The sequence below is a fragment of the Saccharothrix lopnurensis genome, assembly GCF_042658445.1.
Taxonomy (GTDB): domain Bacteria; phylum Actinomycetota; class Actinomycetes; order Mycobacteriales; family Pseudonocardiaceae; genus Actinosynnema; species Actinosynnema lopnurensis.
The window spans coordinates 1-24,936 of sequence record NZ_JBHSQO010000023.1 but is presented as its reverse complement, the minus strand read 5'-3'; the positions used below and the strand labels follow the sequence as shown (position 1 = coordinate 24,936).

Sequence of the window (24,936 nt, the reverse complement as noted above, 5' to 3'; positions counted from 1 at the left end):
GACCCGAGGGGAACCCCATGCCCACCCGATCCTTCCTGACCGCGTTCGCCGCGCAGGTGGACGCCCGACCGCACGCCCCGGCGCTGTCCTGGGCCGGGACCGAGGTGGACTACGCCTCCCTGGACCGGCTGGCCCGCGAGGCCGCGGCGCTGACCGCCGGCATCCCGGCCGACGTGCCGGTCTGCGTGCCCGCGCACAAGTCCCCGGAGACCGTCGCCCTGCTCATCGCGTGCTTCCGGCAGGGCAGGCGCGTGCTGCTGCCGTCGGCCTCGCTGGGCCCGGACGCGCTGCTGCGGCTGTGCGAGCAGGTCGGCTGCCCGCACGTGGTGACCCCCGGGGTCGTGCGCACCACCGGCGCGGACGCCGGGTCGCTGCCCGGACCGGGCCTGCTGCTCACCACCTCCGGCTCGACCGGCACGCCGAAGGTCGTCGTCCTGGCCGAGGAGGGCGTGGACAACTTCCTCGCCTGGGCGGCGCGGTCGTTCGGCATCGGCCCCGGCGTCGGGGTGCTCAACTACGCCCCGCTCAACTTCGACCTGTGCCTGCTGGACGTGTGGGCGGCGCTGGCCGCCGGCGCGTGCGCGGACCTGGTCGACCCGGCCCACGCCACCGACGGCGCCCACCTGGCCGGGCTGCTCGCCCGGCGGGAGCCCGCCGTGGTGCAGGCGGTCCCGCTGTTCTTCCGGCTGGTGACCGGGACCGGGGGAGTCTTCCCGAGCGTGCGGGAGGTCCTGCTCACCGGTGACGTGACGCCGCCCGCGCTGCTGGCGGACGTCGCGGCGGCGTTCCCGAACGCCCGGCTGTGGAACGTCTACGGCTGCACCGAGACCAACGACAGCTTCGTGCACCGCGTCGACCCGACCTCGGCGCACACGCCCATCGGGACACCCGTCGACGGCGTGGAGTTCCGCGTCCTGGACGAGGACGGGCGCGAGGCCGACAGCGGCGAGCTGGTCGTGCGCACGCCCTTCCGCGCCGAGGGCTACCTCGACCCCGGGCTGAACCGGGGGCGGTGGCGGGACGGCTGGTTCCGCACCGGCGACCTGGTCCGCCGCGACGGGGACGGGCTGGTGCACCTCACCGGCCGCAACGACCACCAGGTCAAGGTGCGCGGCGTGCGCACCAACGTCCAGGAGGTCGAACAGGTCGTGCTCGCGCACCCCGCGGTGCTGGAGGCCGCGGTGGTCGCGGTCCCCGACGAGCAGGCCGGGAACGTGCTGCACGCCGTGGTCCGCCGCGCGGCGGGCTCCCGGCTCAACGGGCTCGACCTGCGGGTGCACTGCGCCGCCGCCCTGCCCCGGACCGCCATCCCCGGCGCGTTCGAGATCGGCGACACCGCGCTGCCCCGCACCTCCACCGGCAAGGTCGACCGCCACGCCCTGCGCGCGCGGCGGGTCGCGGTCACGATCACGGGAAAGGTGTGAAGAACGGTGATCGAGTGGAACGAGGACCAGCGCGCGCTGCGCGCGGCGATCGAGGACATGGGCGCGGTGCTCGGTGAGGGCCACGTCGAGCGCGACGCCGACGGCGAGTTCGCCGAGGGCGCCTGGAAGACCCTGCGCGAGACCGGGCTGCTCGGCCTGCCCTTCGGGGAGGAGTGGGGCGGCCTGGGCCAGGACCTGCTGACCACCATGTACGTGCTGGAGGGCCTGGGGCACGCCTGCCGCGACGGCGGGTTCGGCTTCTCGGTGTCGACCCACGTGGTCAGCACCGGGGTCCCGTTGCAGCGCTTCGGCTCCCGCTACCTGAAGGACCGCTACCTCACCCGGGTGTGCGACGGCTCGATCATCGGGGCGCACGCCATCACCGAGCCCCAGGGCGGCTCGGACGTCATGGGGATGCGCACCGCCGCGGTCCGCGACGGCGACCACTACGTGCTCAACGGCAGCAAGGCGTTCATCAGCAACGGCCCCCTGGCCGACGTCTTCGTGGTCTACGCCCGCACCGGCAAGAGCGGCAGCCCCGCCGCCCTGACCGCGTTCCTGGTCGACCGGGACACGCCCGGCCTGATCGTCGGCAACCCGGTGGCCAAGATGGGCCTGCGGACCTCGCCGCTGAGCGAGCTGTTCTTCGACGACTGCCGGGTGCCCGCCGCCAACGTGCTCGGCTCGCCCGGTGCGGGGTTCCTCATCCTGGACCACGTGATGAAGTGGGAGATCCTGTGCTCCTTCGTCATCAACGTCGGGGAGATGCAGCACCGCCTGGAGCGCTGCGTCGACTACGCCCGCGAGCGGGTCCAGTTCGGGCAGCGGATCGGCTCGTTCCAGTCGGTGTCCAACCGGGTGGTGGAGATGCGCATCGCCGTGGACACCGCCCGCAAGTGGCTCTACGACACCGCGGTGAAGCTCCAGAAGGGGGAGAACGTCACCGTCGACCTCGCCATCAGCAAGATCGTCGCCAGCGAGGCCAACGTCAGCACCGCCCTGGCCGCGGTGCAGCTCTTCGGGGGTTACGGCTACACCGCCGAGTACGGCCTGGAGAAGGACCTGCGCAACGCCGTCGGCGGGACCATCTACTCCGGCACCTCCGACATCCAGCGTCAGCGCATCGCCTCCATGATCGGTCTGTAGAGGGAGAGCAACGATGTCAGTGCAAGCGGTCAACCCCGACACCACCAACACCGACACCGACACCACCAACACCGACCTGCCCCACCCCGGCCTGCTGGCGGTCACCGAGTTCCTCGACCACGACCGCGAGCCCGTCCGCGACCTCGTGCGCAAGGCCCTGCCCGACGGCGGCCGGGGCCTGACCGACGTCGAACGCGCGCAGGCCCTCTACTACGCCGTGCGCGACGGCATCCTCTACGAGGTCTACGGCGCCGACCTGTCCCGCGACGGCCTCAAGGCCAGCTCGACCATCCGGCGCGGCACGGGTTTCTGCGTGCACAAGTCCATCGTGTACGCCGCCGCCGTGCGCTCGGTCGGCATCCCCAGCCGCATCTACTACGGCGACGTGCGCAACCACCTCGCCTCGCCGAAGCTGGAGGAGCTGATGGGGGGCAACATCTTCACCTACCACAGCCTCACCACGGTCTTCCTGGACGGCAGGTGGGTGCGCGCCACCCCGGTGTTCAACAAGGTGCTGTGCAAGCTCTACCGGATCAAGCCGCTGGACTTCGACGGCCGCACCGACAGCATGTACCACCCCTACGACGAAGAGGGCCGCCGGCACATGGAGTTCCTGCGGGAGCACGGCGAGTTCGACGACGTCCCCTACGACCGGGTCGTCGACGGCATCCGGGCCAACCACCCCAGGCTGTTCGCCTCCCGGAACACCACCGCGCGCGGCTCGCTGGTCGCCGACGCCCAGGGGGACCCGTCGTGACCGCGCAGCCGGTCGACTCCCTGCCGCGACCGCGCGCGCCCCACGACCCGCGCCTGCGCTCGGCGGTCGACCTGGAGCTGGTCGTGCCCGCGTTCAACGAGGTGGGCAGGCTGCCCGGCACGCTGGCGGAGCTGACCGGGTTCCTGGCCGACCGGCCGTGGCGGTCCCGGGTCGTGGTGGTGGACAACGGCAGCACCGACGGCACCGCGACCGCCGTCGCGGACCACCCGGACGTGGTGGTCATCGGCTGCGCCCGCCCCGGCAAGGGCGCGGCGGTGCGCCGGGGCATCGAGAGCAGCACGTCCCGGTTCGTCGGGTTCCTCGACGCCGACCTCTCCACCCCGGTCGGGACGCTGACCAGGGCGGTGGCCGAGCTGGAGGCGGGCGCGGCGGCGGCCATCGGGTCGCGGCACGCGCCGGGCGCGCGGCTGGTGCGCCCGCAGCCCCTGGGCCGCCGCGTCGGGGGCGCGGTGTTCCGCGCGCTGGCCCGCCGGCTGGTGCCCGAGGTGCACGACACCCAGTGCGGGTTCAAGCTGTTCGAGCGGGTCGCGGTGCAGCGGGCGCTGGCGCACTGCCGGGTCGACGGGTTCGCGTTCGACGTGGAGCTGCTGCGCCGCATCTGGCTCGCGGGCGGCCGCATCGCCGAGGTCGCGGTGGCCTGGACCGACGACGAGCGCTCGACCTTCCGCCCGCTGCACGACGGCCGCGTGGCGTTCGCGGACCTGCTGCGCCTGTACCGGGTCGAGGCGCGATGAGCGCCGGGCGCCGGGTGCTGCTGGTCGGCGAGCGCGACGTGCGGCACCCGCTGGCGGGCGAGGAGGAGCGCTACCTGCACGAGGTCGCGCGGCGCTGGGTCGCCGAGGGCACGCGGGTCACGTGGGCCGTCGGCCGGCCGGCCGGGGCGCCCGCCCGCGAGGTCGTCGACGGCGTGGAGGTGCTGCGCTCCGGCGGGCCGCTGGGCCCCGGTCCGCTCGCCGCGCTGCGGCTGCGGTGGTGGGAACCCCGGTTCGACGCGGTGGTCGACGCGACCACCCGGCCGGCGTTCGCGCTGCCGCCGGTCGCCGGGTCGGCGTTCACGGCGCGGCCGGCCGCCGGGCAGATGTTCACGGCGCCGCCGGCCGCCGGGTCGACGTTCAGGTTGCCGCTGGTCACCAGACCGGCGTTCGCGGCGCCGCTGATCACCAAACTGTCGTTCGCGGTGCCGTTGGTCGCCAGGCTGTCGTTCGCGCTGCCGCTGGTGGTCAGGTCGGCGTTCGCGGCGCCGCTGGTCACCGCGTCGGCGTTCGTGGTGCCGCTGGTCGCCGGTCGCCGGACCCCCGTCGTGCGGGTCGCGCACCGGGCGCGGTCCCGCGCGGGCGCCGGGACGCGCGGCCGGGCGCTGGTGGACGCCCTGTCCCGGCGGCTGGCGCGGTGGCACCGCGACGACGTCGCGACCGTCGTGCCGTCCCCGTCGACGCGCCACGAGCTGCGCCGCCGCACCGGCCTGCGCGGTCCGGTGTTCGTCGCGCCGCCCGGCACGTCGGCCGGCCCGGGGGAGCGGGCCGAGGACCCGGTGGTCGTGGTGGTCGCGCCGCTGGTGCCCGAGCAGCGCCTGGACCTGCTGCTGCGCCGGCTCCCGGGGGTGCTGGCGCGGGTGCCGGGGCTGCGCGTCGAGGTGATCGGCGCCGGGCCGGAGCGCACCCGGCTGCTCCGGGTCGCGCACGAGGAGGGCGTGGCGCGGGCGGTGGTGTTCCGCGGTGCCCTGCCCGACGCCGAGCGCCGCGCGGCGCTGGGCCGGGCCTGGCTGGCGGTGACCGCGGCCGACGAGGTGTCCGGCGCCGCGGTCCTGGAGGCCGCCGCCCACGGCGTGCCGTGCGTGGCGCTGGAGGCCGTGGGCGCCCGGGACTTCGTGCGCGTCGGCGAGGTCGTGCGCACGCCGGACGCCCTCGGGCCGGCCCTCGTCCGGCACCTCGCGGAGGCCGCCGACCCCGAGCACGCCCGGCACGTCGCGCGGCGGTGCCGCGCCTGGGCCGACCGGTTCCACTGGGAGCGCACCGCGCGGCTGCTGGCCGCCGTGGTGGAGCACCAGGTCACCGCGTCCCGGCGACCGGGCCAGCGCCGCCGCGCCCGTTCCGACATCTCCGCGCTGGTGCGGCTGCCCGCGGGTGTGCGCCCGCCGGCGGGCGCGCTGCGCGTGACCGACGAGGTCGACGAGACCGGCGGCGTGGTCAGCGCGCTGCTCAACGGCTGCGACGACCACGACGCGCTGGGCGTCCTGGAGCGCCTCGGCTGCGAGGGCGCGCAGGTGCGGCTGGCCGGCCACGACGACCTGCTGCTGGGCCCCCGCCCGGCCCCCGAACCCCTCGTCCCCACCCTCCCGAGAAAGGTCGACTCCCATGTCAGGTCCTGCTGACCCCCGAGCCGCGGTCCCCGCCCCGGCCGGCACCCGGGCCCGGGTGCTCACCTGGTCCGCGGTGACCGTCACCGCGTTCGCCCTGGCGCTGGTCGCCCAGGCCGTCTACACGAGCGACCCGCACTGGGGCATCCGCTACATGGCGGACCTCTGGGTCTACGTGGCCAGCGGGCAGGCGGTGCGCGACGGGGTGTCCCTGTACGACGTGGTGATCATGTCGCCGCTGTACGGGCCCATGCCGTACCTGTACCCGCCGCTGACCGCGGTGGTGCTCTTCGTGCCCCTGACGTTCCTGCCGTTCGGGGCGGCCGGCCTGGTGTGGAACACCGCGACGCTGATCGCGCTGGGCGCGGTCGTGTGGATCTCCCTGGGGATCGCCGGCGTCCTGCGGACGAGGACGCGCACGGTCCTGACCGTCGTCGGCCTGGTGCTCGTGTTCTGCCTGCTGCCGACCCGCATCCACCTGATCTTCGGCCAGATCAACGCGTTCCTGGTGCTGCTGGTGCTGCTGGACTTCCGCCGCGGCGCGGGCCGGTGGCGCGGCATCGGCATCGGCGTGGCGGCGGCGCTCAAGGTGACGCCGATGATCTTCATCGTCTACCTGCTGATCACCGGCCAGTGGCGGGCGGCGCGGACCGCGGTGCTGGCGTTCCTGGGCACGGTCGCGATCGGCTTCGCCGTCGCGCCCCGGGACTCGCTGGAGTACTGGGGCGGGCTGGTCTTCGAGTCCTCGCGGGCCGGCGCCGTGTACGCCACGCCCAACCAGTCGCTGGCCTCCGCGATGGCCAGGGTGTTCCGGAGCGAGGTGTTCGCCACCTGGTGGCTGGTCGTGCTGGCGGTGGTCGGGGTGCTGGGGCTCGCGGTGGCGCGCCACGTCCACCACCGGGGCTCGGACTTCCTGGGCTTCTGCGCGGCGGTCCTCACCGGGCTGCTGGTGTCGCCGGTGAGCTGGGAGCACCACTGGGTGTACGTGGTCCCGCTGCTGGTGTGGCTGGCGGTGCGGGCGCACCAGCGGCGCTCGGCCGGGCTGGCGGCGGTGACGGTGCTGCTGTCGGCGGTGTTCACCCTGCGGGTGTTCTGGTGGGTGGGCGTGCAGGAGTTCCCGCCCGAGCCGATGGACCTGAACCCGTGGCAGCAGCTGGCCTCCTCGATGATGCCGGTCGCCGCGCTGCTGCTGCTCCTGCTCGGGCCGCTGTGGGCGCGCCACGAGTTCCGCTCCCGCCCGGCGGGTGCGGGTGCGGGGGCCGTCGCCCAGGCCCAGGCCCCGACTCGTGCCCCCGCCCCCGCCTCGCCTGCGGTCCCTGCCCCGGCGGCGACCCCTGCCCCCGCCTCAGCCCCGGACCCGGCCGCGACGCCCCCGGCCACGTCCACCACCCCCGTCGTGCCGGAGCCGACCCGATCGGGGTGAGGTGGGTGCGGTCCGCGGTCCGGTCACCCACGACCGGACCGCGCGCGGTTAGCTCGTCACGGTGATCTTTCGCCCGGATGTCCTCGATCGGGCGAAAGATCGCCGTGGTGGCCCGGCGGTCTGTGCCACAGTTCCCTCCCGTCCCGGCCCGGCGGCGGGGAGGCCACCGGATGTTTTGGAGCAGCGTGATGTCGGTGCCGGCGCCCCCGGTCGTCGCGGGAGCGGGCGCGTCCGCCTTCACCGCGAGCGCTGTGGTGGACTCCGTGCGGCGGTTCCGGGAGCACGCGCACGTGGTGACCGACCCCGCCGGCCGCCGGCTCGGCGTGCTGACCGGGCCCACGCCCCGCGAGCACGTCGTCGGGTCGCTCCCGCCGCTGTACCCGGAGTGGCTGGGCGGCCGGGGGTTCTGCCAGGCGCACGGCGTCCGGTTCCCCTACGTCGCCGGGGAGATGGCGAACGGGATCGCCACCACGCGCCTGGTGGTCGCGCTGGCGAAGTCCGGGATGCTCGGCTTCTTCGGCTCGGCCGGCCTGGACCCGCGCGAGGTCGAGGACGCGGTGCACGAGCTGGCCACGGCGCTGCCCGGCCGGGCGAACTGGGGCGCCAACCTCGGCCACACCCCCGGTGAGCCCGAGCTGGAGCGGCGGGTGGCCGAGGTGCTCCTGCGCGCCGGGGTCCCCCGGATCTCGGTGTCGGCGTTCACCGACCTCACCCCGGCGGTGGTGCGGTGCGCGGCGTCCGGCCTGCGGCTCGACCGCGACGGTCGGATCGTGCGCCAGACCCGCCTGCTGGCCAAGGTGTCGGGGCTGGAGGCGGCCGAGAAGTTCCTCTCGCCCGCGCCCGCCGCCCTGCTGCGGGCGCTCGTCGGCCGGGGCGACCTGACCGAGGAGCAGGCGCGGCTGGCGGCCCGGGTGCCGGTGGCCCAAGACCTCACCGTGGAGGCCGACAGCGGTGGCCGCACCGACAACCGGCCGCTGACCGCGCTGCTGCCGGCGGTCCTCGCGCTGCGCGACCGGCACACCCGGCGGCACGGCCACCACGTGCGGGTCGGCGCCGCCGGTGGGCTGGGCACGCCCGAGGCGGTGGCCGCGGCCTTCGCGCTGGGCGCGGACTACGTGGTGACCGGCTCGGTCAACCAGGTCGCGGTCGAGGCCGGGGTCTCCGAGACCGCCAAGCGGATGCTGTCCCGGGTGGACATCGGGGACGTGGCGATGGCCCCCGCGGCCGACGGGTTCGAACTGGGCGCCCGCCTCCAGGTGACCAGCCGCGGCACGCTGTTCGCCGCGCGGGCGGCCCGGTTGGAGGAGGTGTACCGGGACCACGCGGGGCTGCACACGCTGCCCGCCGCGGTGGCGGCCCGGCTGGAGCACGAGGTGTTCCGCCTGCCGCTGGCACGGGTCTGGGAACTGACCCGCGAGTTCTGGCAGCGCCGCGACCCGGCCCAGCTCGTGCGCGCGGACCGCGACCCGAAGCACCGGATGGCGCTGGTCTTCCGCTGGTACCTGGGCAGCTCCGCCCGGTGGGCGATCACCGGCGACCCGGACCGGCGCACCGACTACCAGCTGTGGTGCGGCCCGGCCCTCGGGGCGTTCAACCGCTGGGTCGTCGGGTCGTTCCTGGCCGATCCGGGCAACCGGACCGCGGTGCAGATCGCGCTCAACCTGCTCGAAGGCGCCGCCGTGGTGACCCGCGCCCACCAGCTGCGCACCCACGGCGTGGCGGTGCCCGCCGCGGCGGCGGTGTTCCGGCCCGTGCGCCTGGCCTGAGCCCCGGTAGGGCCTGGTCACAGCCGCGTGGCCGTGCGGACTCGGGCGAGGGCGGGGGCGGGGGCGCGGCTGCGCGTCGGCCCGGCGATGGGGGTGGTGACCAGCGGCGCGTCGGTCACGGGAACGGCACCGTGGTCGAGCCGCAGCCAGGCGCGGCTGGGGACGGGAATGGCGACCACAGCGCGCCCGAGGGTGATCAGCTGGGTCGGACGATCTCGAAGAGGTCGTCGAAAGACCTGTCCGGCGGCAACGACAACCTCAACCAGCTCCTGCCGTTGTACGACAGCGACCCGCACCGCGCAGCGCCGGCGCGGTAGCCCGTCGACCTGCCGGCACGTCCACCGCGTACCGCGGAACACGCCGCTGCTGGGCGCACGGGTGCCTCCGAACGGGTTAAGATGCAGTCCTGCTCGGCCACGGGGTCGAGGTGGTCCGGCCCGCCGGTGCGCGAGCTGATCCGAGGCTTGAAACCTCCAGCGTTCCGTCGTGCGGAAGCAGGAGGCTTCACCGTGTCCGTCCCCGTCCCCGTCCCCGTGCCCTCGCCCGATCCGCGGCGCTGGTGGGCTTTGGCCGTGCTCTCCCTGACCCAGCTCGTGGTGGTGCTGGACGCCACGATCGTGAACGTCGCCCTCCCGCGCGCCCAGGAGGACCTGGGGATGAGCGACGCGCAGCGCCAGTGGGTCGTCACCGCCTACGTCCTGGCGTTCGGCGCGCTGCTGCTGCTCGGTGGCCGGGTCGCGGACTACTGGGGCCGCAAGCGCGGCTACGCGGTCGGGATGATCGGGTTCGGCGTCGCGTCGGCGTGGGGCGGGCTCGCGCACAGCGGCACCGAGCTGATCGTCGCCCGGGGGCTGCAAGGCGTGTTCGCCGCCCTCCTCGCGCCGGCGGCGCTGGCCCTGCTGACCGTGACGTTCCCGTCCGGGCGGGAACGCGGCACCGCCTTCGCCGTGTTCGGCACGGTCGCCGGGACGGGCGCCGCGGTCGGCCTCGCCCTGGGCGGTGTGCTCACCCAGTTCGCGGGCTGGCGGTGGTGCCTGCTGGTGAACATCGTCTTCGCGGTCGTCGGCCTGGTCGGCGCGCTGGTCTTCGTCTCCGAGAGCAAGGCCGAGGGCGACAACCGCTACGACGTCGCCGGGGCCGTCACCGTCACCCTCGGTCTGGGCAGCCTGGTCTACGGGTTCACCCTCGCCGAAGGCGGCTGGTCGGACGCGGGGACGGTGGCCTTCCTGGCGCTGGGCGTGGTGCTGCTGGCCCTGTTCGCGTGGGTCGAGTCCCGGGTCGCCCAGCCCCTGCTGCCGCTGCGCGTCGTCCGGGACCGCGTCCGCGCCGGCGCGCTGCTCGTCCAGGCGGCGGTGGGCGCGGTCTTCATCGGGATGACCCTCTACCTGGCGCTCCACCTCCAGCTCGTGCTCCGCCTGAGCCCGCTGCCGGCGGGCTTGGCCGCCCTGGGCATGACGCTGGCCACCACGGCCACCGCGCCGGTCGCGGCGAGGCTGTTCGCGAGGTTCGGCGCGCGGGTCCTGATGACCGCGGGCCCCCTGGTCGCCGCGGCCGGGGTGCTGTACCTGACGCGCGTCACCCCGGACGGCGGTTACTGGGACGAGGTCCTGCCCGGGCTGCTCGTCATCGGCGTCGGCATCGCCTCCACCATCGTCCCGCTCCAGAACGTCGCCCTCACCGGCGTCGCCCCGCACGACGCGGGGGCCGCCTCGGCGCTGGTCAACTCGGTCATGCAGATCGGGGGCTGCATCGCCCTGTCCGTGTTCACGACCATCTACGCCGCCAAGACCCAGGACGTGGCCGGGGCGGGCGGCTCGCCCCTGCTCGCGTTGACCGAGGGCCACGCGGCCGTCTTCCTCGCCACGGCGGTCCTCCTGGTGCTCGCCGCCCTCGTCGCCGCGACCACGCTCCGCGGCCACCGCGCGCCGCCGCACCGCGCGGCCCGGGACGAACGGCTCACCCACACCGGCTGAGGTCGTCCGCGCCGGGGGCGCACTCGTCGGGGACGTGGGCGCCCGCGCTTGTTCCGGAATTCGTCGTGCACGCCTCAAGCCGGCTGCGTCGATCTCACGTCCGGGACGTGGTCGATCTGACGGGAGGTGACCCGGACGGACGACGGCAGGGGCGCCGGCACACCCGCGTCCCGGTCGGGCACCGTCACCGGCTTCGGGCCGCCGCGGGCGTCGACGAAGGGAAGTCCCGCAACGCCGGGCGAGGGGGGACCCGGTCGGCGGTCGGGGCCCGTCTGCCCGTCGACCCGTTCGGGTGCGTGCCCAGGTGGCGCGACCTGGTTCGCCTTACCGTGGTCGTCGACAGGTGACGGTCACCGGGCGGTGGTCGGATCAGGGGCAAACCGAGAGGCACGCCATGCGAGTGCTGTGCTGCGTGGCCACCGCTGTCTCCCACGCCAGGGCGCTGCTCCCGGTGGCGCGGGCCCTGGCGTGCGCGGGGCACGAGGTCCTGGTGGCGACCACGGTGCCGCTGCTGCGCGTGTTCGACGGCGAACCGTTCCGCGCCCGAGCGGACCTGCCGCCGCTGATCCCCGACGTGAGCCCGGCCCTCGCGGAGGCGGGCCAAGGCACCGAGGAGGACGCGATCACCCTCGCCCGCAAGGTGGGCGTCCGCCTCTTCGCCGGTCCGCACATCGTCGAGGGGTACCACGCCCTCGCCGCGGTGGCCGAGCGGTTCCGCCCCGACCTCGTGCTGCGCGGCGAGGCGGAGTTCGCGGCCGTGCTGCTCGCCGAGGACCTCGGTGTTCCGCACGTCCCCGCCCCGGCCGGTAGCGCCAACGCGCTCCTCCCGGACTACCTGCTCTTCCTGCTCAACGCGCGCAGGCGCGAGCTCGGCCGACCGGAGTGGGACGACCTCGAACCGCTCCACCGCCACGGGCGGCTCGACTTCATGCCCGCGTCGTACTCGTTCGCCCCTCCCCACCTGCCGGCCGCGATCACCTGCCGGCAGCCGGACGCCATCGACCGCGCCGAGGTCCTGCCGGACTGGGTCCTCGCACTGCCCGCGGACCGCCCCCTGGTGCTGGCGTCGTTCGGGACCGTCATCTCCGTGCTGCACGCGCAGGCTGTCGACCCGTTCACGGTCGCGGTGCAGGCCGACACGCGGTCGGCCCTGCTGGCCGTCGTCGCCGCGCTCGCCGAGACCGACTGCGTCGGCGTGGTCGCCACCGGCGGCCTGATCCCGGCCGACTCCCCGGTCCCCGGGAACGTCCGGCTCGCCGACCACGTCCCCCAACCCCTGCTGCTGCGCTGCGCCCGGCTGTTCATCACCCACGGCGGCTACAACGGTATCCGGGAGTCGATCGCGGCCGGCGTGCCGATGGCCGTGCTGCCCCGGTACGGGGACCAGTTCGCCAATGCCCGCCGGGTCCGGGAACTCGGCCTGGGCCTGCACGTGACCGACAGCTCTGCGGGGGCGATCGCCGCGGCGTGCCGGACCCTGCTAGCCGACGCGGCGGTGACCGCGCGGGCCCGACTCGCCCAGCGCCACATGCTCGCCCTGCCGCCGGTGGAGGACCTCGTCCCGCGCCTGGAGCGGATCGCCGCCGGGACCGGTGCCCCGGTGCCCGTGGGCACCGGGGCTTTCCCGGTCTCATAGCACGGGCCCGTGCCGTCAGCCCGACGGCACGGCCGCCGGGACCGAACCGCGGACCGCGTCCACGAGCCCGACCGGGTCCGCGGGCAGCCGCTCATCCCGCCAGGCGACGTGGCCGTCCGGGCGGACCAGCACGAACGGGCACGCGTACAGCCGCGCCACCTCCGGGTCGTCGCACTCGACGACCCGGAGCGGGACGCCCCGCGCGTCGAACGCCTCCCGCACCTCCTGGGTGCCCCACGGGTCGTGCTCGAAGCACAGGAGGACGAATTCCCCACCGAACAGGTCCAGCAGGGACACACCCGGCCGCAGCCAGGCGTGCGCCGCCCGGGAACCGGGGTCGCTGCCCGGTCGCCACTCCGGCGTCAGGTCGGCGCCGGCGCCGATGACCAGCGGGGACCGGTAGCGGTAGCCGAAGTGGACCTCGGGGTTGTCGAACTCCTTGTCGGCGCCACTGGTGCGCAGCCGTTCGGCCATCTCGGCGCGCCGTCGCCCGCCCTCCGGCGTGTCCGCGCGCAGGTCGACGGGCAGCGCGCGGGTCAACGTCCGCTGGAGGTGCCGGTTGGCGGCTTCGAGGCTGTCGAGCGCGACGGGCCGCCGCTCGGCCTCGTAGCCGGCCAGCAGGTGCTCCCCACCCCAGCCGTGGAGGTGCGCGGCCAGCTTCCAGCCCAGGTCGGCGGCATCGGCGATGCCGATGTTCATGCCGAACCCGCCGGACGGCGACACGGTGTGGGCGGCGTCCCCGACCAGGAAGACCCGGCCGTGCCGGTAGCGGTCGGCCACCCAGTGGGTGAGGTGCCACTCGTCGTCGGCCACGGGTTCGACCGGTGTGTCGAACGCGATCGCGTCCCGCAGCAGCGCGGTCGAGTCCGCCGTCAGCGCCGGGCCCGACACGGTCAGGTTGAACAGCTCCCCGCCGTCCATCGAGCGCAGCGGGTAGCGCAGCTCGTCGGAGAGCATCAGGAAGTAGACCATGGCCGGGCGGTGGCCGCGCTCGCGCAGGCGACGGGTCAGCTCCGGCGCGCGGAACAGGATGTTGCGCAGCACCCTGGCCTCGTGCCGCGCCGGCGCGTCGATGCCGCACCAGCGCCTGACCGGGGACGAGGCGCCGTCGCAGGCGACCAGGTACCGGGTCCGGATCACGCTCGTCGTGCCGTCGCCGAGGTCGGTGACGCGCGCGGTGACTCCGTCGTCGTCCTGGGTGAACGAGTCCAGCCGGTGGCTCAGCAGCAGCGGGCCGTCCGGGGCCTTGCCCACCGCGCCCACGAGCAGCGGCTGGAGCCAGTGCGCGGGGCAGACCTGGTCCGGTTCCGGCGTGTGCCGGAACTCCGGGCGGGTGGCGACGCTGCCCCGTTCGAAGCGGTGCAGCTCGTGCCCGCCGACCCGGGTGACCCAGGCGATGTCCAGCGGGTGGTCCGGCGGCCAGCCCGCGGCGCGGATGTCGTCGGCCAGTCCCCACCGCCGGAACAGCTCCATGGACCGCGGTCCGATCGTGCTCACCCCGGGTTGGGGCACCCGTCCGTCCCGCCGCTCGACGACCAGGTGGTCGATCCCCCGGTAGCGGAGGTCCAGCGCCATCGCCAGGCCCACCGGGCCGGCTCCGACGACCAGGACGTCCGATTCGCGGGTCGAGGGTGGTGCACTGGCTGAGGGCACGGGAGCCACCTCCGGGGCATCGTCGTGATCGGTCCGCTCCTCCCCTGGATTCTGCTGGCCGCACGGGGTGCGCACATCTTCGGCCATCCGATCGGGTAACGACCCGGGGCTCGTCGCCGTGTCCACTGGGGACAGGAGGGCGGTGGGACGGCGTTCCCCGGGCGACTTCCCCACCCGGCGCGCGCCGGTTCCGCTGTGTGACCGGTGTCCTGGAATCCGCTCTGACGGTGGGAATTTCGAGTGGCGCCAAGGGCAGGGGGGTTGCTGGGGCAAGGGAACTCTGCTCACCGTGGTGGTGCAACGAGGGCGGGACGTGGTTGCTGAGGTGCCTTATCTGAGGAGAGTTCATGCTCGGCATGCACGTGGTCGACCGTCGTTCCACCACCGATCACCCCGACGGTGCGGCAGGACCCGATCCGCTGCGCGGTGTACGCGTCGTGAGCCCGGTCGGCTGCCCGGCGGCCGACCGGTGTCCGGACGCCCCGCCCATCACGATCCTGGGTGCGGGCATCGCAGGGTTGGTGGCCGCACACGAGCTGGAGTTGTTGGGGCACCGGGTGGAGGTGCTGGAGGGCAGCGGACGCGTGGGCGGTCGCATCCTCACCCACCGCTTCGGCGCCGGCGGGCCGCTGGTGGAGCTCGGCGCCATGAGGGTGCCCGGCGATCACCGGTACACTTTGGACTACTTCGCCCGGCTGGGCCTGTCCGGGAAGGTCCGGCCGTTCCGGACCCTGTTCTCCGAACCGCAGGCGTACCACGCCACCAGTCGGGGCTTCGTCCGCCTGGGCCAGGCCGCGCGCATCCTGGTCGAGGACTTCCGCGCGGAGCTCGCCGACAGCCGTTACCGCGAGGAGACCGTGCTGTTCGGCGCGTGGTTGACCGCGATGGGGAACGCGATCGGTCCGGCCGGTTTCCGCGAGCGCGGTTTCACCGCGGAGCTGCTGGACGCGGTGGACCGCGTCGACCTGGCGCCGTTCGTGGTGGGCGCCGACCGCGATCAGGTCGACCTGCACGCCTTCTTCGCCGCGCACCCCGGGGCCCGGGCCGGCTGCGGTGGCCGGTTGGCCCGGTTCATCGACGACGTGCTGTCGGAGACCAGCCCCGACCTGGTGCGGCTCGAAGGCGGGATGGACCAGCTGGTCCAGGCGCTGGTGTCGCGGTTGCGGTCACCGGTGCGCCTCGGGTGCGAGGTGGTCGGGCTGGAGGTGTGCGCCGAGCGGGTGCTGGTGCAGGTCCGCACCGGCGACCGCGTGGTCACGCGGAGCTGCCCCGAGGTGCTGTGCACGCTGCCGTTCTCGGTCCTGCGCCGGATCCGGTTGTGCAACCTGAGCCGGGCCAAGGTCGAGGCCGTCCGCGGTATGACCTACTGGCCGGCCACGAAGGTCGCCTTCCACTGCCGGGAGGCGTTCTGGACCGGGGACGGGATCTCCGGCGGGGCGTCGTTCAGCGGCGGGCGCGTGCGCCAGACCTACTACGTGCCGGCGGAGTGCGACCCGGCGCGGGGGGCCGTGCTGCTGGCCAGCTACACGCTGGGGGAGGAGGCCGAGTCCTTCGGCCTGATGCCCGCGGAGGACCGGCACGAGGCGGTGTTGCGGGAGGTGGGCCGGATGCACCCGGAACTGCTGGAGCCCGGCATGGTGATCGGCGCGGCCAGCATGGCCTGGGGCCACCACTGGTGGAGCAGCGGTGCGGCGGTCAGCCAGTGGGAGCTGGACGACGCCGGCCGGGCGGAGGAGCGGCTGCGGGCGGCGAGCCCGGAGAACGGGTTGTACTTCGCGGGGGACCACTGCTCGGCGAACCCGGCGTGGATCGACGGCGCCATCCGGTCCGCGGTCGACGCCGCGCAGCAGATCCACCTGGACAGCCGGACGCGGACGGCGGTGTCGGCGTGAGCGTGCCCCCCGTGCCCCGGTCCGACCTGCCGCCGTTCGACCACCGCTCCCTGGGGCAGGAGGAGATCATCCGGCCCTACCCGCTGTACCGGCGGTACCTCGCGGAGGAACCGGTGCACTGGAGTTCCGGGAGCGGTGCGTGGTACGTGTTCGGCTACCGGCCGACGATGGAGGTGCTGGGGAGCCCGGACTTCACCCGCGGCGGGTTGGTCTTCCCCCCCGGCTGCGACGCGCTGGCCCGCCTCGTGCGCGACTGGCTGGTGTTCCTCGATCCGCCGCGGCACACGCGGCTGCGGTCGGTGCTCGCCGGCCGGTTCACCCTCGCCGCGGTGCGCTCCCTGCGCCCGCAGGTGCAACGGGTCGCCGACGGCCTTGTCGCCGCCCTCGCGGGCCGACCGGAGATCGACCTGGTGGCCGACTTCGCGACCAGGCTGCCGCTGCACGTCATGTGCGACCTGCTCGGCCTGCCCGCGGCCGACCGGGAGTGGCTGCACCAGCGCGCGCTCGTGCTCCAAGAGGCCAGCTCGACCCGTCAGGGCGACTACGCCGCCGCCGAGGAGGCGGCCCGGGACCTGGGCGACTACTTCCGCCGGGCCGCCGCCGACCCGGCCGAGGACGGGCTGCTCGCGCCGCTCGTGCGGGCCGGGTGCACCCCCGACGAGGTCGCCGGCACGGGCGTGCACCTGCTCACCGCGGGCCACGAGACCACGGCCCACCTGATCGGCAAGTCCGTGCTGGCGCTGCTGGACCACCCGGGGGTGCTGCGCTCGCGGCCGGTGTTCACCGCCGACCACGTGGACGAGCTGATCCGCTACGACGGTCCGGTGCAGATGGTGAGCCGGCGGGCCGGGCGGGACGTGGTGCTGGGCGGTCGGCGGGTCCGGGCGGGAGACAAGGTGGTGCTGGTGCTCGGCGCCGCCAACCGCGATCCCGACCGCTTCGCGCAGCCCGACGAGCTGCGGCTGGACCGGGCGCCCCGCCGGCACTGCGGGTTCGGTCACGGCGCCCACCGGTGCCTGGGCGCCGCCCTGGCGGGCCTGGAGGCACAGCTCGCTCTGACCGCGCTGGTGCGGGCCCTGCCCGCGCCGCACGCCGCCGGGCAACCGGTGCGCTACCACCACGACCTGATCTTCCACGGTCCGCGGACCCTGCCGCTGCGCACCGGCTGGCCGGGGTGACGGAACAGCGCCCGGTGCCCGGGGCGGCGTTGCGCCGCCCCGGGCACCAATTCAGGCCGCGTCCCCGGCGGGGGTGAGGCGGACCGGCAGCGAGGTGAGCTGCCGGATGGCGTACCCGCTCACCCAGCGGGTTTCGCCGGTCGTCCGCGTGGCGTCGGGGAACTCCCGGAGGAACTCGGTCAGGGCGATCCGGAGTTCGGCGCGCGCCAGCGCCGCGCCGACGCAGTAGTGGACGCCGTGGCCGAAGGTGTAGTGCGCCGTGGGCGGCGAGGCGTGGTTGGCAGCGGGGATGTTGAGCAGGACGGGCTTGCCCGCCGGGATCTCGTGCTCCTGGAGCAGCACCGGGGAGGTGGTGAACCGCCAGGTGGCCAGGGGGAACGGCGGGTGGAGGCGCAGGGCGCGCTCGACGTGCTCCTCGATCTCCTCCGCGGTGGTCGGGCGCCTGTCCGGTGGTTCGGCCAGCACGTCGGCCAGCAGCGCGGCCAGCACGCTCGTCGTGGACTCGTGCCCGGGGACGACGAGCCCGGGGGTCCAGGTGGCGATCTCGACGGTGCTGACCGAGCCGTCGGTGTCGTGCAGTTCCAGCAGGTCGGCGATCATGCCGGGGCGCAGTTCGTGCCGTCGCGGGCCGAGGAAGGCCCCGACGCCGCCGTAGAGCTGGGCGCGCCCCCGTTCACGCTCGGCGTCGTCCGCGCCGTAGGTGAGCAGGCGGCAGGCGGCGGTGAGCGGTTCGTGCATGTCCGGTGGCAGCCCGAGCACGGCGCTGATGGCCGCCACGGGCAGCGGGTAGGCGAACCGGGACACCAGGTCGACGTCCCCGTCGAGTGATCGCAGGAGGTCGCGCACGATCTCGGTGATCAGCTGCTGCCAGCGCTCCCGGTTCCGGGCGGAGAAGACCACGGCGTGCAGTTTTCGCTGCCGGGTGTGCTCGGCGCCCTCGCTGGTGATCATCTCGGCGGCGCGGGAGGTCTGGGTGGAGCCGATCAGCCCGGTGACGTCGGTGAACCAGGGTGGCGCCGCGCCGGCGTCCTTGGTGAGCCGGCGGTCGCGGAACGCCAGGCGGACCAGCTCGGGGTCGTTCACCAGCCACACCTCGCCGCCGGCCCAGGCCACGCGGGCGAGCGGGTGGCGGCGGGCCACGTCGAGCAGGCGCTCCTGCACATCGCCGGGGCTCACGTCGAGCTGCATCTCGACCAGGTTCGTCATGTCGGTTCCCAGGGGGTCGGGGGTGGGTCGGTCAGCGGGGCGGCCCGCCGAACCGCGCCGCGAGGTGGGCGCTGATCCCGGCCACCCGGTCGGGCACCCGGTCGTCCTGGCGGCACCGCGCCGCGAGGTCCGCGAACTCCCGCGCGATCCTGCGGCGGGCCACGTCGGGCCGGGACAGCGGGACGGGGGGTTCCGGCAGTTCGAAGGAGGGGCCCGCGGTGCGGCCGGGAACGCCGGAGGGCAGCGTCACCAGCAGCTCGGCGAGAGGCCGCATCATCCCGGTCATCACGTCGATCGCGGCGTTCATCAGCTCGGACCGGCGCAGGCTGGTGTCGGGTCGTTCGGCGAAGTGCTGCGCGGTCAGCAGCAGCATCAGGTAGTACGACCTGTTGAACAGCGCCATGACCCGCGCGGTGTCGGGGTCGGTGACGGGTTGGCCCACCCCGGGACCGGTGCCCGTGGTCGGGTTGCGCAGCACGGGGTGGGCCGGGTGCCACCGCCCGCCTCCCCCGCGGAGGTGCTCGGTCATGAGCAGGTCGGCGATCCGGCGGAAGGTGTCGTGGTGCGACGGGCCGGGGTCGCCCACCGCCGGCAGCACGCCGCCCTCGCCCTGCTCGGTCACGAAGTCGACCGCGAACAGGGCGCTGGACAGGTCGTCCACCTCGAACTGGTAGTCGGGGTGGGTCGTGTCGATCGACTCGCGCAGGAACAGGTGGTGTTCACCGCCGCCCCTGCCGCGCTCGACCGCGAACAGGTCGGGCACCCGGGTCAGGCCGTCGCGGATGGCGCTGTACAGCTCGCTCAGCGACCGGTACGGCCCGCCGCCCGGCCGGCCGTCGTCGGGTTCCTCGATGGCGATGAACCGCTGCACGCTGCCGAGGTGCAGCGGTTCGAGCGCGAAGTCCACCGGCAGCGGCAGGCGGGCGTTGATCGTGGCGAAGTCCACCTCGGGCACGTGGAACGGCTCGCCCACGGCCATGAGGATGTTGTTGACGACCAGGTAGTGCGCCATCTCCTCGCGGGCGACCCCGAGCAGGCCACCCCGGATCCCGGTGTGCAGCGTCCGCCCGCCGTCGCCGCAGGCGAGTTCGAGTTGTTCCGCGGTCCACCGGCCCTCGCGCACCCACGCCGCGCCGACGCCGTAGGTCGGCACGGAGTACGCCGCGTAGAGGTACTGCAACATCACCGCCAGTTCGAGGGTGACGGCCTGGCGCAGCGCGGCGACCAGCGCGGCGCGGGTGGTGATCGGCGGCGTCCACGACGTCTCCGCGGCGATCGGGCGCGGCGCCCGCCGCTGTTGGCGGCGCAGGTACTTCAGCAGCAGTCGCGCTTTCGGCGCCGACAGGTCCCTGGTGGGCGGCATGTAGTAGGTCTTGCCCCTGTTGCGCGGGTCGCACATCTGCCACATCAGCGTCGCGTAGGTCTCGACCTTGCACCGGTCGGCGAGGCTGAACACCTCGGTGCGCATGAACGAGGACACCAGTTCGTAGTAGGCCAGGACCTTCTCGTGCACGAGCTCGAAGGTGACGTCCTGCTCCGGGATGTCGTCCAGCTCCCGGTCGTCGGGCAGCACCCGGACCGCCACGACGCCGTGCGGTCCGAGCTCGACCCGGGTGACACCGGCCCGGAGCCCGCGGACGGTGAAGCCGCCGAGACCGGTGCCGTCGACGTCGACCTCGCCGATCGCGAGCAGGTCGTGCCGCTGGCGCACGACGAGGGCCACCGGGTGCGGCCTGCCCCGCAGGTACGCCCGGAACGTCACCCGGGCGTCGTGCTCGGGGGTGCCGTCGGTGTGGTCGAGGACCAGGGCGGCGTCGTCGGACTGGACGTTGAGCTCGACCTCGCGCAGCAGCTCCACCGGGTGGCCGTGCCGGTCGAGGCGGACGACCCGCAACGCCTGGTCGTTCGCCGCCCGCGCCCCGGACGCCGCGGGCACGGTGACGATCCCGCTGGTCGGCGGGTGCTCGTGCGCCTTGTCGGGCACGGTCGCGACCAGCTCGTCGGACTCGACCGTGCGGAGCAGCAGGTCGCCACCGCGCCAGGACTGCGGCACGGCCGTGATCAGGTTGAACGTGACGTGCGTCGACGCCACGTCGACGCTGAGGGTGTGCAAGCCGGTGCGCTCGCCGCACGGCACGAGCAGCCGCCCGGCGGGGTGGGTGCGCAGTTCCGCCGCGCGCCACGGTGCGATGGTGCCCCGCAGCCGCCACAGGTTCGGCGTGTCCGGCGCCGTGGGCGGGGACATGTGGCCGAGCGCGAACTGGACCACCAGCCCGTCACCCGCCGCGGCCCTCAGGTGCTCGACCGCGGGGGAGGTGCCGTCCAGCCACCGCGGCTCCTCGACCACGAACTGGTGGACCACCGACCTGCGCAGCTCCGCCGCCAGGAAGTGCTCGCCGACGTCGGGCAGGTGGTCCGGGTTCTGCCACCGCGGCGGCGACGTGCCCGCCACCTGCCCGGTGACCGCGTACCCGACGTCGTGCGACCGCCCGGCGCGGCCGAAGCCGAATTGGCCGACCACCAGGGTCATCGTGTCCGCGGCGGTCGGGTCGACGTCGAAGACCCGCGCCCGGTTGACGGTGGTCGCGAGGTACTCGTTGTGGTGGCCCCACATGTCCACGCAGCGGCCCACCAGCGGGTCGTCCGGGTCCAGCCGGCCGGCCTCGCGCTCCACCCCGGTGATCGTCGCGTCGATCGCGAAGTGCCCGCTGCCGCCGAAGTTCCAGCCCGCGGTCGCGCTGAACACCCCGTCGGGGCAAGGCCGGCCCGCGGCGTCGTACCGGGGGCCCTGGTCCACCAGGTACTCGTGGTACTCGCGGGCCGGCCGCCCCACCGGGAACGGGCCGCTGTCGGTGAGGGCGGTGTTGGTGGTGACGTCCACCAGGCCGCTGCGCGGTCCGGTGGGCAGGCTGGTCCGCGCCGTGCCGCCGAAGTGCAGCCGGGGCAGGTCGAACACGCTCACGGCTGCTCCAGGACGGCGCCCCGAGCTGGATCCGACCTGCTCATCGGCACCTCCGCACCGTGTCGCGACCCGCACCGGAACCGGTCCCCGGCTCCCGCTCCCACGGTGTGCGGATTCCGGCCCGCCCGGCAACCCGGTTCCGCGCCGGTCACCCGAAAACCCCACCGTTGGAGCGGCGACCCGGACTTGGCGTCACCCAGCGGGGTCGCCCTGGGAGCGGACCTGATCGACGAAGCCGCGGTGGTTGGCGGTGAACGCCCGGTCGCGCGGCAACCACCTCCGACCGGTCCGCCACACCTCGCGCCACCCCACCGCCTGCGCGAACGCGGCTTCCGCTGCCGGTGCCCCCGGCAGTGACAGCGACGACGCGCGCGTGTGAACGACGCGCAGGCCACGCACACCACCGACTGCGGCAGGTCACCTGTGGCCTGTTGATGGCGAGCCCTCGGGCTGACGACCGGTCCTGATCGGCTGGACCCGCCCCTGGCGCCGGGAGAACCGGCGCGCGCTCTGTTCCACGCGATCAAAGGTGGTGGCCACCGACGATCGGTGCCGCCACTCGTCGGTGCGGACGGGTGTCCGGAACGGCCGCCGGATTCGCGCCCGCCTCGACGAGCCGACAGGTCGGCGGCGACCGAAGGAGCTGGTGAGTCGTAGTAGCCGCAGGCCGCGTCGGCGCGGGGAGCGCGCCGGCATGGGCGGGCGCTCCGCGCTGGAGGGGCCATCCCCGCTCGCGCGGGCAGCACGGCGGCGAGTCCGACCAGCACCCCGTCAACGGCGGACCACCCCCGCTCACGGGAAGATCCCAATGACTTTTCATTACTTCAGTGTTGAACAAAAAGTACAATCCCCGCTCGCCCGCGGAGCGCAGGTGGACCTCGTCGTGGTGTGCGTTTTGTTCGGCTCGTCCCGGTCTCGTACGTGGGTGGCCGTCTGCCCTCTTCGGGAGGGCGGTGAGGTTCACCCCGAACGGTGGACAGGGGCTCACGGGGGTCGGGCAGCCGCTTGAAGCGGTTTCTCGTAGTCGTCGGGACTGATCACATCGAGCGCGGAGTGCCGCCGGACACTGAGCCCTTCCCGGTAACAGGTGGTTGCTCTGAGCAGCTACGCAGTGTATTGCCCTGAGCTGCGGCGATCATCGAACTCTGTGGTAGAACGGTGTGAAACCCCTGGTATGAGCAGCCCGGCTTCCCAGCGCCGGCGCGGCCCTGGACGACGGACAGCCGGGCTCGCGCTCTACGCGATGCCCGTATCCGCACGATGCCGAGTCCGTAGTCGGCCCTACCCGGCGTCCTGTGCCTCGATCAGGTCGAGGTCGCGAACGCAGAAGCGGTGGTGCTCGAAGGTCTCGTTCAGCACCGTGCCGAGGCACCGCCGCACCGAGCGGCCCCGGGCGTACGGCGGCCAGACATCGTCGTCGGGCACCGGCGCCGGCGCTGCGAGCTGCTCAGCGGTGACCTTGTCGAGCCAGGCCTCGAGCTCGGCGGCCTGTGCGTCACGCACGCTCACGATCTCGTCGAAGTCCGGATCGAGTGAGAGGTCAAGCCCGTGCGCTCCACGGTAAGGCTCGACGTCCGGCCCGATGCCCATCGGCGTGAACAGCTCCGTCGAGCCCAGGCAACAGCGGCGGAACCACGAGTCGTGCACGAAGACCAGGTGGCGCATCGTCTGGACCGCCGACCACTCGTCGTTCACGCTGTGGCGCTCGATGCCGGGCGTACGGCGGATTCGCTCGATTGTGGCGGCCCAGCCGGCATGGAGCTGACGCGACGCCTCGCGCAGATCGGCAAGGTCCTCGGAGCGGATCAGCACCCGCACCGGATAACGCCGATCAAGCTCTGCCTCGACGTACCCGGTGACCTCGACACCGTTCACCACGAGGTTGGTGATGAGCCCATCGATCACGGCATCCTGCATGACGACACCGATCAGGCGTGCCCCGGTCAGGTCGCACTCGCGGAATTCCGCACCCTGCAGATCCTCGTCGATATGTCGTGTCATGGTCCGCATACTAGGTCCGGGCACCGACAAGCCGGCATCGGCGCTGACAGACGGCGGTAGCCAGAGCTCTGACTGCCTCAAGTCGAATTCCGACAGCAGGTCGGGATCCCCGCATCGCGCGACGCGGAGATCGGGTCCGGCCGGCGTCCAGAGCGCTGAAAGTCGCAGAGGCGCCGGCGCTCCCGCGCTACCCGGTGAGCTCGCGCGGCGCTTGAGCTGGGACGGCAGCGGTGGCCTTGAGCTCGGGGAGGTGCCGGTACAGCGTGGCCCGGCTGACGCCGAGCAGTTTGGCGATCGAGCCCGTCGACCGGTCCGGCTCGGCGAGCAGCGCCGGCGGTATGCGATCTTCTCCGGGGTGAACGCCGGCGGCCGTCCGAAACGCTGGCAGCGTCCAGGTCCTCATTGGTGTTGGCCACGATGGTGGTGCGGATGAACTCGGCCAGCGCGGCGGAAACGGTCAGCCGGTCCTGCTCGGCGATGAACCGGGTCTTCGTACAGATCAACTTCACACCGCGAGGCTTCACGTGGACTCCATCGTGACATACACCGCCGTGCTCGACGTAACAGAGGACACGGTGTTCTTCCTGGCCCGCCTGTTGTGGCTGCGGCGTCGTGAGCTGGGCACGCGACGAACCCGCCGCTCGCTGGGCTGCTACCGGCAGGCGGTGCTGGTCATCCGCTGGTTCCTGGATGGCACCAGGATTGCCCAGCTCGCGGTCGACAACGGCACCGGCGGCTCGACCGCGTATCGCTACGTCCATGAGGGCATCGACGTGCCGGCCGGCCGATCCGGGTCTCCGACGTCCGTCCCGGCTGCGAACACGACGTGACCTGCGCGAAGGCCGCCGCCGGACTGATGCCGGCGTTGGAGCAGTCCGCTGCCGAGGGTGTAGCGACCCTGACCGACCTGGGCTACGAGGGCCTGGCCGGGCCCGCACTGCGGATGCCGGTCAAGAAGGTGAAGGGCACCGAGCTGTCCGAGGCGCACAAGCAGTACAACTTGATCGTCCGCGGTGTTCACGGCGTCGCCGAGCGCGCGGACTCCCTGCTGGAGACCACCTCCAAGGCCCTGCGACGCGTCAGCGTCTGCCCGTGGCGGATCGGCGCGATCGCCAAGGCCGCACTCGTCCTGCTCCACCTCGAACACGGCCGCCCCCTCCCAGCCCATCACCCAACGTGAACACTCATTACCGGGAATGACTCACTGTTGTAGAACGTGATCCACTTGTCAATCGCGGCAACGAGTTCGGCCTTCGTGGCGTAGACGTGCCGGTAGTGGTGCTCGTGTTCGAACGTCGACCAGAGCGACTCCGCGGGGCTGTTGTCCCGGCAGATCCCGGTCGCGCCCATCGACCGGCGCAGCCCGTGCCGGAAAAACGCCTGTGCCGTCAGGTTCGCGGTGTACTCCTTGGATTCAATCGGTCGTCGCAACACCGGTGCCTTAGTAGCCGTTTCCGAGCTTGGGCAGGTGACGGCTCTTTGGTGCGCAGACGAGGGAACTCCTGGTAGATCGGACGTTGTCGAAGCGCCGTTCTGCCAGGA

Annotated in this window: 17 protein-coding genes and 1 pseudogene; 12 read left to right on the top strand and 6 right to left on the bottom strand. The window is 73.7% G+C overall.

Features of this window, described 5'->3' with window-relative positions; genetic code table 11:
- The first annotated feature begins 17 nt into the window (after positions 1–17).
- The 7 genes from ACFP3R_RS21895 to ACFP3R_RS21865 all read left to right on the top strand — a co-directional run bounded on the left by ACFP3R_RS21895 (position 18) and on the right by ACFP3R_RS21865 (position 8,893).
- Entirely contained in the window at positions 18–1,424 is a 1,407-nt protein-coding gene (locus tag ACFP3R_RS21895) for a class I adenylate-forming enzyme family protein (protein ID WP_380638231.1), read from the top strand.
- 6 nt (positions 1,425–1,430) lie between these two features.
- On the top strand, positions 1,431–2,570 hold the full coding sequence (locus ACFP3R_RS21890; protein ID WP_380638230.1) for an acyl-CoA dehydrogenase family protein: 1,140 nt from the start codon (positions 1,431–1,433) through the stop codon (positions 2,568–2,570).
- A 13-nt stretch (positions 2,571–2,583) separates the two neighbouring features.
- Positions 2,584–3,327, top strand: coding sequence for a transglutaminase-like domain-containing protein (locus ACFP3R_RS21885; protein ID WP_380638229.1), 744 nt, complete (start codon positions 2,584–2,586; stop codon positions 3,325–3,327).
- Positions 3,324–4,082, top strand: a complete 759-nt coding sequence (locus ACFP3R_RS21880) for a glycosyltransferase (protein ID WP_380638228.1) — start codon at positions 3,324–3,326, stop codon at positions 4,080–4,082. The genes ACFP3R_RS21885 and ACFP3R_RS21880 overlap by 4 nt, the downstream gene beginning before the upstream one ends.
- Positions 4,079–5,719, top strand: coding sequence for a glycosyltransferase (locus tag ACFP3R_RS21875; protein WP_380638227.1), 1,641 nt, complete (start codon positions 4,079–4,081; stop codon positions 5,717–5,719). The genes ACFP3R_RS21880 and ACFP3R_RS21875 overlap by 4 nt, the downstream gene beginning before the upstream one ends.
- The gene (locus ACFP3R_RS21870; protein WP_380638226.1) at positions 5,703–7,127 is read left to right on the top strand and encodes a glycosyltransferase 87 family protein; all 1,425 of its coding nucleotides are present in this window, start codon (positions 5,703–5,705) and stop codon (positions 7,125–7,127) included. Before ACFP3R_RS21875 ends, ACFP3R_RS21870 begins: the two co-directional genes overlap by 17 nt.
- A 188-nt stretch (positions 7,128–7,315) precedes the next feature.
- Positions 7,316–8,893: a PfaD family polyunsaturated fatty acid/polyketide biosynthesis protein gene (locus tag ACFP3R_RS21865; RefSeq protein WP_380638225.1), complete on the top strand. Its 1,578-nt coding sequence runs from the start codon at positions 7,316–7,318 to the stop codon at positions 8,891–8,893.
- A gap of 17 nt (positions 8,894–8,910) precedes the next feature.
- Here ACFP3R_RS21865 and ACFP3R_RS21860 read toward each other — a convergent pair whose 3' ends face one another.
- Positions 8,911–9,072, bottom strand: a complete 162-nt coding sequence (locus ACFP3R_RS21860) for a hypothetical protein (protein ID WP_380638224.1) — start codon at positions 9,070–9,072, stop codon at positions 8,911–8,913.
- 330 nt (positions 9,073–9,402) lie between these two features.
- On the opposite strand from ACFP3R_RS21860, the gene ACFP3R_RS21855 reads away from it, so the two are divergent.
- A complete protein-coding gene (locus ACFP3R_RS21855) occupies positions 9,403–10,866 on the top strand; it encodes an MFS transporter (protein WP_380638223.1) in 1,464 nt (487 codons plus the stop codon).
- A gap of 412 nt (positions 10,867–11,278) precedes the next feature.
- A complete protein-coding gene (locus ACFP3R_RS21850; RefSeq protein ID WP_380638222.1) occupies positions 11,279–12,502 on the top strand; it encodes a glycosyltransferase in 1,224 nt (407 codons plus the stop codon).
- Between the two features lie 15 nt (positions 12,503–12,517).
- Here the strand turns inward: ACFP3R_RS21850 and ACFP3R_RS21845 are convergent, their stop codons facing one another.
- Positions 12,518–14,155 (bottom strand): FAD-dependent monooxygenase, encoded by a 1,638-nt coding sequence (locus ACFP3R_RS21845; RefSeq protein WP_380638221.1) that lies wholly within the window; start codon positions 14,153–14,155, stop codon positions 12,518–12,520.
- Between the two features lie 347 nt (positions 14,156–14,502).
- Between ACFP3R_RS21845 and ACFP3R_RS21840 the strand changes: the two genes are divergently transcribed.
- Positions 14,503–16,047, top strand: a complete 1,545-nt coding sequence (locus tag ACFP3R_RS21840) for a flavin monoamine oxidase family protein (RefSeq protein WP_380638220.1) — start codon at positions 14,503–14,505, stop codon at positions 16,045–16,047.
- Positions 16,044–17,225, top strand: coding sequence for a cytochrome P450 (locus ACFP3R_RS21835; protein ID WP_380638219.1), 1,182 nt, complete (start codon positions 16,044–16,046; stop codon positions 17,223–17,225). Before ACFP3R_RS21840 ends, ACFP3R_RS21835 begins: the two co-directional genes overlap by 4 nt.
- 51 nt (positions 17,226–17,276) lie before the next feature.
- On the opposite strand, the gene ACFP3R_RS21830 is transcribed toward ACFP3R_RS21835, so the two are convergent.
- The 3 genes from ACFP3R_RS21830 to ACFP3R_RS21820 form a co-directional block, all read right to left on the bottom strand.
- Entirely contained in the window at positions 17,277–18,431 is a 1,155-nt protein-coding gene (locus tag ACFP3R_RS21830; RefSeq protein ID WP_380638218.1) for a cytochrome P450, read from the bottom strand.
- A 31-nt stretch (positions 18,432–18,462) separates the two neighbouring features.
- A complete protein-coding gene (locus ACFP3R_RS21825) occupies positions 18,463–21,393 on the bottom strand; it encodes a ferritin-like domain-containing protein (RefSeq protein ID WP_380638217.1) in 2,931 nt (976 codons plus the stop codon).
- A 1,281-nt stretch (positions 21,394–22,674) separates the two neighbouring features.
- Positions 22,675–23,394: a DinB family protein gene (locus ACFP3R_RS21820; protein WP_380638216.1), complete on the bottom strand. Its 720-nt coding sequence runs from the start codon at positions 23,392–23,394 to the stop codon at positions 22,675–22,677.
- Between the two features lie 551 nt (positions 23,395–23,945).
- Here ACFP3R_RS21820 and ACFP3R_RS21815 point away from each other — a divergent pair.
- A pseudogene (locus ACFP3R_RS21815) lies at positions 23,946–24,574 on the top strand (transposase family protein).
- Here ACFP3R_RS21815 and ACFP3R_RS21810 read toward each other — a convergent pair.
- On the bottom strand, positions 24,562–24,936 hold a 375-nt coding region (locus tag ACFP3R_RS21810), incomplete at its 5' end, for an integrase core domain-containing protein (RefSeq protein WP_380638215.1). The pseudogene ACFP3R_RS21815 and the gene ACFP3R_RS21810 sit on opposite strands and share 13 nt — an antisense overlap.